This window comes from Bradyrhizobium lablabi (assembly GCF_001440475.1).
Lineage (GTDB): Bacteria > Pseudomonadota > Alphaproteobacteria > Rhizobiales > Xanthobacteraceae > Bradyrhizobium > Bradyrhizobium lablabi.
In genome coordinates, this window is sequence record NZ_LLYB01000041.1 from 1 (window position 1) to 13,514 (window position 13,514).

6 protein-coding genes are annotated in these 13,514 nt (G+C 63.7%); 4 read left to right on the forward strand and 2 right to left on the reverse strand.

Translation table 11 applies throughout. The annotated features are described in order from the left end of the window. Positions 1–115 precede the first annotated feature (115 nt). Positions 116–1,915 carry a glycoside hydrolase family 15 protein gene (locus CQ14_RS04285; protein ID WP_057856694.1) on the reverse strand — a complete coding sequence of 600 codons (1,800 nt, stop codon included), beginning with the start codon at positions 1,913–1,915 and terminating at the stop codon, positions 116–118. A gap of 78 nt (positions 1,916–1,993) precedes the next feature. Next, complete coding sequence (malQ, locus tag CQ14_RS04290; RefSeq protein WP_057856695.1) at positions 1,994–3,940, reverse strand: 4-alpha-glucanotransferase; 1,947 nt, start codon at positions 3,938–3,940, stop codon at positions 1,994–1,996. A gap of 315 nt (positions 3,941–4,255) precedes the next feature. Between malQ and treS the strand changes: the two genes are divergently transcribed. The 4 genes from treS to treZ are packed head-to-tail and all read left to right on the forward strand — an operon-like array spanning position 4,256 to position 13,511. Next, positions 4,256–7,534 carry a maltose alpha-D-glucosyltransferase gene (gene treS / locus CQ14_RS04295; RefSeq protein ID WP_057856734.1) on the forward strand — a complete coding sequence of 1,093 codons (3,279 nt, stop codon included), beginning with the start codon at positions 4,256–4,258 and terminating at the stop codon, positions 7,532–7,534. Next, the gene (gene glgB, locus CQ14_RS04300; protein WP_057856696.1) at positions 7,531–9,678 is read left to right on the forward strand and encodes a 1,4-alpha-glucan branching protein GlgB; all 2,148 of its coding nucleotides are present in this window, start codon (positions 7,531–7,533) and stop codon (positions 9,676–9,678) included. The genes treS and glgB overlap by 4 nt, the downstream gene beginning before the upstream one ends. A 3-nt stretch (positions 9,679–9,681) precedes the next feature. Next, positions 9,682–11,757, forward strand: coding sequence for a glycogen debranching protein GlgX (glgX, locus tag CQ14_RS04305; protein ID WP_057856697.1), 2,076 nt, complete (start codon positions 9,682–9,684; stop codon positions 11,755–11,757). Next, complete coding sequence (gene treZ, locus CQ14_RS04310; RefSeq protein WP_057856698.1) at positions 11,754–13,511, forward strand: malto-oligosyltrehalose trehalohydrolase; 1,758 nt, start codon at positions 11,754–11,756, stop codon at positions 13,509–13,511. The genes glgX and treZ overlap by 4 nt, the downstream gene beginning before the upstream one ends. Positions 13,512–13,514: the final 3 nt, after the last annotated feature.

Here is a 13,514-nt window from a genome sequence, read left to right on the forward strand (position 1 = left end):
CCAGCGAATCTCCTCCTCTAAAGAGAATCATTCGCGCGCGACTTATGCAAAGCCCTCGCTTTCGCGGGTGACGACGACTTAATATGAGGCGACCCGAAATGACCGAGACACCCCGCTACTTCGAGCGCTGCACCGCCGGCTTCTCGGTCGGCGTCTTTGCCGCGCAGAGATTATGCGCGGTGTTGATCAGCGCGATGTGCGTCAGCGCTTGCGGGAAATTGCCGGTCTGGCGGCGGGCTGCGCTATCGTACTCCTCGGCCAAAAGGCCGAGGTCGTTGGCGATCGCGACCACGCGGGCAAACAGTTCCTGCGCCTTGTCCAACTCCCCCGCCAGCACGTAGGCGTCGGCGAGCCACAGCGTGCACGCGAGGAACGCGCCTTCGGCCGGCTGTTTCTCCACTTCACGGGGATCGTGCCGCAGCACAAACCCGTCGCGCATCAGATGCTGTTCGACCGCGGCAAGCGTGCCGCGCACGCGGGGATCTTCAGGCGGCAGGAAGCCGACCGACGGCAACAACAGGATGGAGGCATCCAGCATCTTCGAGCCGTAATACTCGACGAAGGCGTTCAGTTCGGGATCAAATCCCCTCGCGCAGACGTCGCGATGGATGGCGTCGCGCAGCACCCGCCACTTCACAAGCGGCGCCTTGAAGCCGAATGTTTCCGCGCTCTTGATACCGCGGTCGAACGCCACCCAGGTCATCACCTTGGACGAGACATAATGCTTGCCCGGGCCGCGGCGCTCCCAGATGCCGTGATCGGGCTGGTCCCATTGCGCGGCGAGGTGCTGCAGCACGGCGCATTCCATCGCCCAACTGCTTTCATCCATTTCGAGCTTGGCTACGCGCCACTGGTGAAAAGCGTCGATCAGTTCGCCGTAAACATCGAGCTGCAACTGCGCATGCGCGGCGTTGCCAACCCGCACCGGCTTTGCACCCTCATAGCCGGGCAGCCAGGTGGCCTCCCATTCCAGGAGGCGCCGCTGCCCCATGATGCCGTACATGATCTGCATGTTGGCGGGAGAACCCGCCGCCGCCCGCAACAGCCAGCGGTGCCAGGCGGACGCTTCCTCGGTATAGCCCGAATTCATCAGCGCCAGTAGCGTGAAGGTGGCGTCGCGCAGCCAGCAGAAGCGATAATCCCAGTTTCGGGTGCCCCCGAGCTTCTCCGGCAGCGACGTCGTTGGCGCGGCGACAATGCCGCCGGTCGGCGCATAGGTCTGCGCCTTCAGCGTGATCAGGGAGCGCATCACGAGATGGCGGTATTCGCCTTCAAAGGTGCAACGGCTGCACCATTCGGTCCAGAACGTTTCGGTATCCTGCAAGGCGTAGGCAGGGTCGATCGGCTTGGGCACGGGCAGATGCGAGGGGCCGTAGGTGAGCACGAAGGGAACGGTTTCGCCCTCGCCGACCTCGAAATCGGCGACCGTGGTCAGGTCCTCGCCGCGGGTTTCCACCGGGGTGCGCAACACCGTCATATCCTGCCCGCAGATTGCGAGCAGCGCGGAGCCATCCTCGCTCTTCTTGACCCAGGGAATGTCGATGCCGAAGCCGAAGCGGATCACCAGTTGCATGTGCATCCTGACCCGCCCGCGAACGCCGCGCACCAGCCGCACCACGTCGGAGGCGTTGCCGCGCGGCGGCATGAAGTCGATCAGATCGACCGCGCCATCAGCCGTCTCGAACCGTGTCTCCAGGATCAGGGTGTCGCCCCAATAGCGGCGCGAGGTGCCGGTGACCTCCCCCGCCGGCGCGATCAGCCAGCGGCCGTGCTTGTGCGTGCCGAGAACAGCCGCAAAGCAGGCATCGGAATCGAACGCCGGCCAGCACAGCCAATCGATCGACCCGTCACGGCCGACCAGCGCCGCGGTTTCGCAATCGCCGATCAGCCCATAATCTTCGATCGGGCACGGCACGGTGATTCACCGCCGGAGCGGGATGGCATTTGTTCCAGCTATCATCCCGCTCTACCTTCCTGCTCGTGCATGATCTCTTCAGGTCGCGGCGCGCGACCGCTCATGGGTTGCCGCCTTGAGCGCGGCGACGTCGACCGTGGATGTCATTTCCTCAATTGTCACCGGAAGCCGCCGCCGCCAGTTCGGATGCTCGTTGACGGTGCCGGGAATGTTGGGCTGGTCGATCACCCCGAGCAGATCCTCCAGCGAGACCGCAAGCAGCCGCGATTTGGTTCGCGCCAGGAAATTCGCGACCGAATAGAGATCATTGCGATCGATGGCGTGATGCCGCAGCACGTCGTCCAGCATGGCAAGCGCGTGCCAGCGCGCCTCGTCGCTCTCGCCGGGGTCGATCCCGAGCGAGCGCTTCAGCTTGAGATCGCCGAACGAGCGCCAGCCGGCATAGGTCGAGAGATCATGGGTGTTGAAGGTGACGAGCGCGTTGGTCAAATAATGATCGATGTTGCGGAACGACCCGTGGTCGTCGCGCTCGAACATCATCACGAGATATGACCAGATGCCCCAATCGGCGATCTGGTCGCGAAACCCTTCCGGCACGGTGCCGAGGTCTTCACCGATCACGACGCAGCGTTGGGCCATGCTTTCCTGCGCGGTCACTGCCAGCAGCGCCTCGAACGGCATCTGCACATAGACGCCGTCGCGTGCAGTGAAGCCTTGCGGCACCAGATAGAGCCGCTTCAGCCCCAGCACATGATCGAGCCGGATCGCGCCGGCATGCCGCATTGAGGCGCGCAGCATGTCGCGATACGGCGCAAACGACTGCTGCTCGAGCCCGACTGCGTTGAAGCCGGCAAGGCCCCAGCTCTGGCCGGCGGTGTTGAGCGGATCGGGCGGCGCGCCGACGCCGAGATGGCGGGATATTGCGACCTGCTCGTTCCAGGCGTCGAACCCGTCGGCCTGCACACCGACCGCGACGTCGAGATAGAGCCCGACCTTCATGCCGAGCTTTTTGGCCAGATCGTTGGCCGCACCGAGCTGCCGGTCCGCGGTCCATTGCACGAATTCGACGAATTCGATTTCACCGGCGTCCGCGCCTCCACGCAACGCGGCGCATCTGATATCGTCCGGCTGCCGCCAGTCTTCCGGCCATTCCCACCATGGCTTGCCGAATTTGTGCCGGAGCACCTCGAAGCAGGCAAAGTGCGACAGCAAGGTGCCGCGCTCGCTACGGAATTTGTCGAAATCCTGTTGGCGCCCCGGCTTGGCGTTGGACTTGAAGGCAGCAAAGGCTGAGCGAAGCGCGGGCCACTTCAAGGCGGCAACACCGACGTAATCGACGACATCGCCTGCCCGCAACGACGCCAGCGCATCGCGCATTTCGGCATCGGGCTGAAATTCGGGAAGCTTTTCAACGTCGATATAAAGCGCATTGAGAAACAGCCGGCTGTTCGGCGAATACGGGCTGCAATCGCCCGGACGATCGTCGAACAAGGCGTGCAGCGGATTGAGGCCGACGCCGTCGGCGCCGAGCTGATCGGCAAGTTCGATCAGGCTGGCGAGGTCGGTGAAGTCGCCCATCCCCCAATTGCGAGCCGAGCGGACGCTATAAAGCTGCACCGCGAGCAGCCAGCAACGGTCGAACTCCCCGCCAAACGCCCGTTCCGGCGCCGAAATCAGCGGCACGTCCTCCGTCGTCGCGGCATCCTTCACCTGCAGCCGGTAGATGCCGAGCGGCAGGTCCTTCGGCCAATCGATAGCGTGATCCGAGCTCCCGCCTTTGGCGATAACTCCCGAATCCGCAACGATTTTCCACTCCACCGGGAGCCTGGCGTTCGGGAGTTCGGTCCGCGACGGCCGCCCGGACCGGACCACCACGGGGTGACCGACCAGCGACCCCGGCGCCTGCGGTGGCAGGGCATCCAGGATTATTTTGAGCGCGGCGGCGTCCGTCACACGGCGGTGACCCTGACCGTCCAGGAACTCGGTTTGAATCCCCAGGGCTTTGGCTTGAGCAAAAAGGTCCATTCGGCACGTACTTTGCACGCAAACATCAAACCGACGTCGCGAAATTGTCCAATTACGGGAAGGAGATAGACGGTGTCTAACGCTCGGACTCACCAACGGTTCCGCTGGAACCAAAGCGAGCCCAGCGGCTTTTTATCTATGTCCGGAACGTCTCCCTTTCTGAAAACGAAACGGGGACGTCATTTCCATGGCAATGGCATCACCGTGAACAAAAAAGCGCAAACCGCCGAAAGCTCTCATTCCGGCGTCTCTCTCCCTATCGATGGCGCCTATCCGCTGGATAAGGACGGCAACCTGTCGCTCGAAGCAAAGGAGATGCCAGCCACCGACCCCGTGGCCGACGAGCTCTGGTACAAGGATGCGATCATCTACCAGCTCCACGTCAAGGCCTTCGCCGACAGCAACAATGACGGTATCGGCGACTTTGCCGGGCTGACCGAGAAGCTGGGATACCTGCAGGATCTCGGCGTCACCACGCTGTGGCTGTTGCCGTTTTACCCCTCGCCCGGCCGCGACGACGGCTACGACATCGCCGACTATGGCGACATCAATCCCGATTTCGGAACGATGAAGGATTTCAAGCGCTTCATCCAGGAAGCCAAGAAGCGGGGCTTGCGGGTCATCACCGAGCTCGTCATCAACCACACCTCCGATCAGCACGACTGGTTCAAGCGCGCCCGCCGCTCGGACCCGAATTCATCCGCCCGCAACTGGTATGTCTGGAGCGACACCGACCAGAAATATCTGGGCACGCGGATCATCTTCACCGATACCGAGAAATCGAACTGGACCTGGGACCCGGAAGCCGGCCAGTTCTACTGGCACCGGTTCTTCTCGCACCAGCCGGACCTCAATTTCGACAACCCGCGCGTGGTCAGCGCGCTGGTGCAGGTGATGAAGCGCTGGCTCGATACCGGCGTGGACGGCTTCCGCCTCGACGCCATTCCCTATCTCTGCGAGCGCGACGGCACCAACAACGAGAACCTGCCGGAGACGCATACCATCATCAAACGGCTGCGCGGCGAACTCGATGCCTATGCAAAGGGCAAGGTGCTGCTGGCTGAGGCCAATCAATGGCCGGAAGACGTGCAGGAATATTTCGGCCGCGGCGACGAATGCCACATGGCCTATCACTTCCCGCTGATGCCGCGCATCTACATGGCGATCGCGCAGGAAGATCGCTTCCCCATCACCGACATCCTGCGCCAGACGCCGGATATTCCGGGCAACTGCCAATGGGCGCTGTTCCTGCGCAACCATGACGAGCTGACGCTGGAAATGGTCACCGACGTCGAGCGCGATTACCTGTGGTCGACCTACGCCAACGATCCCCGCGCCCGCATCAATGTCGGCATCCGCCGGCGGCTGGCGCCGCTGATGGACAACGACCGGCGCAAGATCGAGCTGATGAACTCGCTGCTGTTCTCATTCCCGGGCACGCCGATCATCTATTACGGCGACGAGATCGGCATGGGCGACAACATCTATCTCGGCGACCGCAACGGCGTCCGCACGCCGATGCAATGGACGCCGGACCGCAATGGCGGTTTCTCCCGCGCCGACCCCGCACGGCTCTACGCACCGACCATCATGGACCCGGTCTATGGCTACGAATCGGTCAATGTCGAGGCGCAGTCGCGCAGCCTGTCGTCGCTGCTCTCCGCCACCAAGCGGCTGATCGCGGTCCGCAAGTCGACGCTTGCTTTCGGCCGCGGCACCATGACCTTCATTCGCCCCGAGAACCGCGCGGTGCTGTGCTATGTGCGCCAGTACCAGGACCAGGTCATTCTCTGCGTCGCCAACCTGTCGCGATCGGCGCAGGCGACCGAGCTGGATCTCTCCGCCTTCAAGGACCGCATCCCGCTGGAAATGCTCGGCCGCACCCGATTCCCGGCGATCGGCGAGTTGCCTTACATGATCACGCTGGCGCCTTACGGCTTCTACTGGTTCGAGCTGCAGGAGCGCGACAAGTCGGCGCCGGTGCCGCAGCGCGCCGTGCCCGAGTTCGAAACGCTGGTGGTGCCGTTGAACGCGACCTGGGTGTCGCTGGCGCGCGAACGCGGCGTGTTCGAGCGCGACGTGCTTCCGGGACATCTGGCGCGCAGCCGCTGGTATCCGGAGCGGTCGGAGAAAGCGATCCGTCCGGCGTTGATCTCCGCCATTCCGTTCTGCGACATCGGCGACAACCGGCCGTGGCTCGCCTTCTTCGAAACCACGGAGCGCGGCATCACGACGCGCTACGTGCTGCCGATGCAGATCGAATGGGTGCGCTTCGACCGCGAGCGCTACAATCCGCATGCGCTGGCCGCCGTCCGGCAAGGCGCCCGCGAGGGTACCCTGCTCGACGTCGCCACCGACCAGATCTTCATCTCGCTGTTCTTGCGCAACCTGCAGCAATCGCTGACGGTCGACGAGAGCGAACAGGGCCTGCAACTCGAATTCCGGCCGACCGGCCGCTTCGGCGACAAGCCGATCCGGCAGCCCGAGCACATCCGCACCGTCGAGTCCGATCTACCTCGCAGCACCGCCCTGGTGGACAACGATTACGTCGTCAAGATCTACCGGACGCTTCAGGCCGGCCCCAATCCCGAGATCGAGATGGGGCGCTTCCTCACCGACGTCGCCAATTTTCCCAACACGCCGGCACTACTCGGCAGCGCCGAGCTGGTCGAGGGCAACGAGAAGAGCGCGGTCGGTGTCGTTCACGCCTTCGTCGCCAATCAGGGCGACCTCTGGACCGTGAGCGCCGCCTATCTCGATCGCTTCGTCGAGGAGCAGCGGCTGCTGGCGGAGAGCATCCACCCCGGCGAGCGCGAGGAAGAAATCCCCTATCTGCGTTACATCGCGCAGGCCGGGCGGCGCGTAGCCGAGTTGCATGTCGCGCTCGCCAGCAATAGCGAGCTGGCCGAATTCGCGCCGGAGCCGACCGGCCGCGACGACGTGCAGCGCTGGATCGACGATTTGGCGCTCTGCGCCGGACGCGTCTTCGATCTGCTCAGGCAGCGGCGCGAAACGCTGAAGGACGCCGCCGACCGGGCGCTGGCCGACCAGGTGCTGGCGTTACAGCCGGCCCTGCGCGATCGCCTCGAAACGCTGCTGCCGCGAGAGTTCGACGCCGCCAACATCCGCTGCCATGGCGACCTCAATCTCAGCCAGTTGCTGATCGTCAAGGACGACATCTTCATCGTCGACTTCGAAGGCACGCCGCGGCGTACCATTGCCGAACGCCGGCGCAAGGTGCCCGCGGCCCGCGATGTCGCCAGCCTGCTTCGCTCGATCGATTATTCGGCAACTGCCGCCCTTGAGCGCGCGCTCAAAGTAGCCCACGATGAGCATGGCAAGCTCGGTGCGGCGCTTAGCGAGTGGCGCGACCGGGCAACCGTCGCATTTTTCGCCGCCTACAGCGACGCCATGACCGATCAGCGGCTGTGGCCGAACGATCCCAGGGCCGCCGAAGGCATACTGAACTTCTTCCTGCTCGAGAAAGCCTTGAACGAAATCGAACACGAGCTGTTGTATCGACCGGACTGGCTACGCATGCCTCTGACCGGAATCATCCGAACGTTGTCGCAACCACCATTCGAGGCCGCATGACCAAGCTATCCGCCGAGGCCTATGCGATCATCGAAGGCAAGCATTCCGATCCGTTCCGCTATCTCGGTCTGCACAGCGAAGGCGGCCGCAGCGTGGTGCGCGCGTTCATCCCCGAAGCCTCCAACGTGGAGGCGATCGGCGAGCATGGCGAGACCGCGCCGCTGCAGCGAATTCACGATGCCGGGCTGTTCGCGGGCGCATTGCCGAACGGCTCGAAGCGTTACCAGCTCCGCGCCCGCTTCGGCGAAAACGTCGTCGATCTCGACGACCCCTACCGATTCCCGCCGGTACTCAGCGACTTCGACCTCTACCTGCTGGGCGAAGGCACCCACCGGCGGATCTACGACAAGCTCGGCGCGCATCCGATGCGGCTGGATGGCGTCGAGGGCGTCGCCTTCGTCGTGCTGGCCCCGAACGCCAAAGCCGTCAGCGTGGTCGGCGATTTCAATTACTGGAATGCCAGGCGGCATCCGATGCGGGTGCGCGGCGTCGGCTACTGGGAATTGTTCGTGCCCCATGCCCGCGCCGGCGACCGCTACAAGTTCGACATCACCGACTCGGACGGACGGCGTCTGCCGCTGAAATCCGATCCGGTGGCGTTCGCGGCGGAGATCCGGCCGTCGACGGCCTCGATCGTCGTCGACGAAAGCAAAATTCCGCATCCACGCTCCGCGCCGTCGGGCATCAACGCGCTGGAAGCGCCGATCTCGATCTACGAGGTGCATCTCGGCTCGTGGCGGCGCAAGAACGGCAACGAATGGCTGAGCTATCGCGATCTTGCCGAGCAGCTTCCGGCCTATGCAAAGGATATGGGCTTTACCCATATCGAATTCCTTCCCGTCAGCGAGCATCCGTTCGACGGCTCATGGGGCTATCAGCCGACCGGCCTGTATGCGCCGACCAGCCGGTTCGGCACGCCGGAGGATTTTTCCGCCCTCGTCGATGCCTGCCATCGCGAGGGACTTGGCGTCTGGCTCGACTGGGTGCCCGGACATTTCCCGGACGATCCGCACGGGCTCGGCTATTTCGACGGCACCGCGCTCTACGAGCATGCCAACCCGATGCAGGGTCGCCACCTCGACTGGGGTACGCTGATCTACAATTACGGCCGCACCGAAGTGGTCAATTTCCTGGTTTCCAACGCGCTGTTCTGGCTCGATCGCTATGGCGTCGACGGCCTGCGCGTCGATGCCGTCGCCTCGATGCTGTATCTCGACTACAGCCGGCCTGCGGGCGAGTGGATTCCGAACCGGCATGGCGGCCGGGAAAACCTCGAAGCCATCGAATTCCTGCGCCGCTTCAACATCGAAGTGTTCGGGCATTTTCCGGAAGCCACCACGGCTGCGGAAGAATCCACCGCCTGGCCCCAGGTCTCGCAGCCGGTCGAATATGGCGGGCTCGGGTTCGGCTTCAAGTGGAACATGGGCTGGATGCACGACACGCTGAAATATATCGGCAAGGATCCGGTGTACCGGAAGCACCATCACGGCGACGTGCTGTTCGGCCTGCATTATGCGTTTTCGGAGAATTTCATCCTGCCGCTGTCGCATGATGAAGTCGTGCACGGCAAACGCTCGATCCTCGGCCGCATGCCGGGCGACGAGTGGCAGCGGTTTGCCAATTTGCGCGCCTATTACAGCTTCATGTTCGGCCATCCCGGCAAGAAGCTCCTGTTCATGGGCTGCGAGTTCGGCCAGGAGCGCGAGTGGAATCACGATCAATCGCTGGACTGGCACTTGCTGGGACAACACCGGCACGCCGGCATCCAGAACCTGATCCGCGATCTCAACCGTCTCTACCGCGCCGTGCCGGCGCTGCACGAGATGGATTGCAACCAGGCGGGATTCGAATGGGTCATCACCCATGATTCCGGCAACAATATCTTTGCCTGGCTGCGCAAGGGTTTCGACGCGCATGCGCGCTGTCTCGTGGTCGTCAACTTCTCGCCGAACGTCTATCAGAATTACCGCGTCCGGGTGCCGTTCGCCGGCAAATGGAAGGAAGTGCTCAATTCCGACGCCGCGCATTATGGTGGCAGCAATGTCGGCAATGTCGGCGAAGTCCACACCCTGGATGGCAGCATCCCCGAACTCAGCCTCACCATTCCGCCGTTGGCCGCGATCTTTCTCGTACCGGAAAGCTGACGCATGCGATTGTCCGCGGGAAGTCCCGCCCGCTTAGGTGCAAGCTGGGACGGAAGGGGCACCAACTTTGCGTTGTTCTCGGCCAATGCGGAGAAGGTCGAGCTTTGCCTGTTCGACGCCCAGGGCCGCCGCGAACTCGAGCGGATCGAACTGCCGGAGCGCAACGAGGACGTCTGGCACGGCTATCTCAACGACGTCTCGCCCGGGCAGCTCTACGGCTACCGCGTCCACGGCCCCTACGCGCCCGAGCGCGGCCACCGCTTCAATGCCAACAAGCTGCTGCTCGATCCCTATGCCAAGCGGCTCGCCGGCCGCCTGGTGTGGAGCGACGCGCATTTCGGCTATCGCACGGGGAGCGCACGCGAGGATCTCTCCTTCGACCGCCGGGACAATGCGCGCGGCATGCCGAAGGCAGTCGTGGTCGACGAGACCTTCAACTGGGGCCGCCGCGAGATCCGGCCGAACATCGCCTGGGAAGACACCATCATCTACGAGGCCCATGTCAAGGGCCTGACGCAAAAGCGCAACGACGTGGCGCCGGCCTGGCGCGGCACCTATGGCGGGCTGTGCTCGCCGGCGATGATCGACCATCTCAAGCGACTTGGTGTCACCACCATTGAGCTGTTGCCGATCCACGGGCTGATCGACGACCGGGTATTGGTGGAACGGAAGCTGGCGAACTACTGGGGCTACAACACGCTGGCATTCTTCGCGCCGGAGCCACGCTATGCGCAGGACAACGCGCTTGACGCCTTCCGCACCACGGTGGCGCGGCTACACGACGCCGGCATCGAGGTGATGCTCGACGTCGTCTACAACCACACCGCCGAGGGCAATCATCTCGGCCCGACCCTGTGCTTCCGCGGCATCGACAACGCGTCCTATTACTGGCTCAATAAAGAGCATCCGCGCTACTATGACGACTTCACCGGCTGCGGCAGCTCCGTCAACCTCACCCATCCGCGCGTGCTGCAGATGGTGATGGATTCGCTGCGCTACTGGGTCGAGGTCTGCCATGTCGACGGCTTCCGCTTCGACCTCGCCACCACGCTGGCGCGCGGGCCGAACGGCTTTGATCGCAATTCCTCCTTCCTCACGGCCGTGCGGCAGGACCCGGTGCTGGCCACCGTCAAGCTCGTCGCCGAGCCGTGGGACCTTGGCCTCGGCGGCTATCAGGTCGGCGCGTTCCCCTCGCAATGGTCGGAATGGAACGACCGCTATCGCGGCGCGATGCGGCGTTACTGGAGCGGCGAAGGCAGCCTGATCGGCGAAGTATCGAGTCGGATGACCGCCTCATCCGACCTGTTCCGTCACGACAATCGCGCGGCGCGAGCCAGCATCAATCACATCACCGTCCATGACGGTTTCACGCTGGCCGACCTGTTCAGCTACAACGAGAAGCACAACGAAGCCAACGGCGAGGACAATCGCGACGGCTCCAACGACAACAACAGCAACAATTGCGGCCATGAGGGCCCGACCACCGACCCCGCGATAACCGCGCTGCGCCGGCAGCTCCGCAAGAACCAGCTCGCCTGCCTGTTCCTCGCGCAAGGCACGCCTTTGCTGCTCGCCGGCGACGAGGTCGGCAATTCGCAGCACGGCAACAACAACGCCTATTGCCAGGACAATGAGATCGGCTGGGTCAATTGGGATAATCTCGGCAAGGTGGGCGACGACCTCACCGATTTCGTCAGTCATATGACGGCGCTGCGCCGGCGCTTCCCGCAACTGCGCTACCAGCGCTGGCTTTCCGGGCGGCGCAAGGATGGCACCTACGGCGTGCTGTGGCTGACGCCGGCGGCCGAGGAAATGCAGGAAGGTGACTGGAATTTTCCGGAAGGACGATTCCTCGCCTACGTGCTGGGGCCCTTGGAACAAGGCCAGCCGCCGATCTTTATCGTGCTGAACGCCGCGCCTGAAGAGATCGGTTTCAAATTGCCGCAGATGTCCGAAACCAAGAACTGGCAGCAGGTGCTGAACACGACCGAAGCCGCGCAGAGCTTCGCCGAATTCGCTCCCGGCACAGAGACCAGCGCGCCGCCGAGGTCGGTGCTTGCCTTTGCAGGCGCGACATGAATGACCGGCAGTTCGGCCCGCATCTGACCAATTACGGCACGCGGTTTCGGCTGTGGGCGCCGGCGGCGAAACGCGTCGAGGTGGTGCTCGAGCAACCTCACGCGATGCGGCGCGGCGAGGACGGCTGGTTCACCGCCGACATTGCCGGCGTCAAGGCCGGCGCGCGCTACAAATTCCGCATCGATGACGGGATCGACGTGCCGGACCCGGCATCGGAGTTTCAACCCGATGACGTCTTTGGCCCGAGCGAGATCATCGACCATGCAGCCTATCCGTGGCGGGCCGCGAACTGGCGTGGCCGGCCATGGCAGGAGGCCGTGATCGTCGAGGCCCATGTCGGCACCTTCACCAAGGAAGGCAGCTATCGCGCGATGATCGACCGGCTGGATCATCTCGTCGAGACCGGCATCACCGCGCTGGAATTGATGCCGCTGGCGGATTTCGCCGGCACACGCAACTGGGGCTATGACGGCGTGCTGTGGTATGCGCCCGATAGCGCCTATGGGCGGCCCGACGATCTCAAGGCGCTGATCGACGAAGCGCATCAGCGCGGGCTGATGATGATGCTCGACGTCGTCTATAATCATTTCGGCCCTGAAGGAAATTATCTCGGCCGCTATGCGCCTTCCTTCTTCACGGACGCGCACACGCCGTGGGGCAGCGCGATCGATTACCGCGTGGAAGCCGTGCGCGCCTTTGCGATCGAAAACGCGCTGCACTGGCTGCGCGATTATCGCTTCGACGGGCTGCGGCTCGATGCCGTCAATTCCATCGTCGAGCCGGGCGGGCTGTCGCTGCTGCACGATATCAGCGCCGCCGCCGGCAAACTCGCAACCGAGACCGGCCGGCACATTCATCTCGTGTTGGAGAACGGCGACAACCGCGCCAGCATTCTGGATGCCTCGGAAGATCCGCCGCGCGGCAAATATCGCGCACAGTGGAATGACGATTATCACCACGCCTGGCGCGTGCTGATGACCGGCGAGAAGCAAGGATATTACGGCGACTATCAGCGTGCGCCGAGGACGGACATCGCCCGCGCGCTGTCGTCGGGCTTCGTCTATCAGGGCGAGATATCGGCATTCCGCCACGGCAAGCGCGGCGAGCCGAGCGGCCATCTGGCACCGACCGCCTTCATCAACTTCGTGCAGAACCACGACCAGATCGGCAATCGCGCACTCGGCGACCGGCTCGAAGGCAACGCCGACCCGCGGATGATCGAGGCGGCGCTGCAGGTCCTGCTGATCGCGCCTCACATTCCCATGCTGTTCATGGGTGAGGAATGGGGCTCAACGGTTCCCTTCCCGTTCTTCTGCGATTTTGGCGGCGAACTCGCCGACGCGGTACGGAAAGGCCGCCGCGTCGAATTGGCCTGGGCCTATGCGGAATATGGCGACGAGGTCCCCGACGCGCTTGCGGCCTCAACCCGCGATTCCGCCATCCTCGACTGGGACGGCCGCAACGCGCCGGCCGGGCAGAAACGCCTGGCCATGGTGCGAGAACTGTTGCGGATTCGGCGGCAGGAGATCGTGCCGCGTCTGGCCGGCGCAGCCTTCGGAAAGGCTGAAGCAGCAGGCAACGGGCTACTGACGGCCGAATGGCGCATGGGCGACGGCACGGCGCTTCGCCTTGTCGCCAACCTGTCGGAAAAGGTCGTCAGCCATGCGCCCGGTAAACCTCCGGGAACCCTGATCTGGGGCAGCGAGTTGGGCGACAGCGTCCCGCCATGGACGGTGCTCTGGCGCATCGGATAGGAA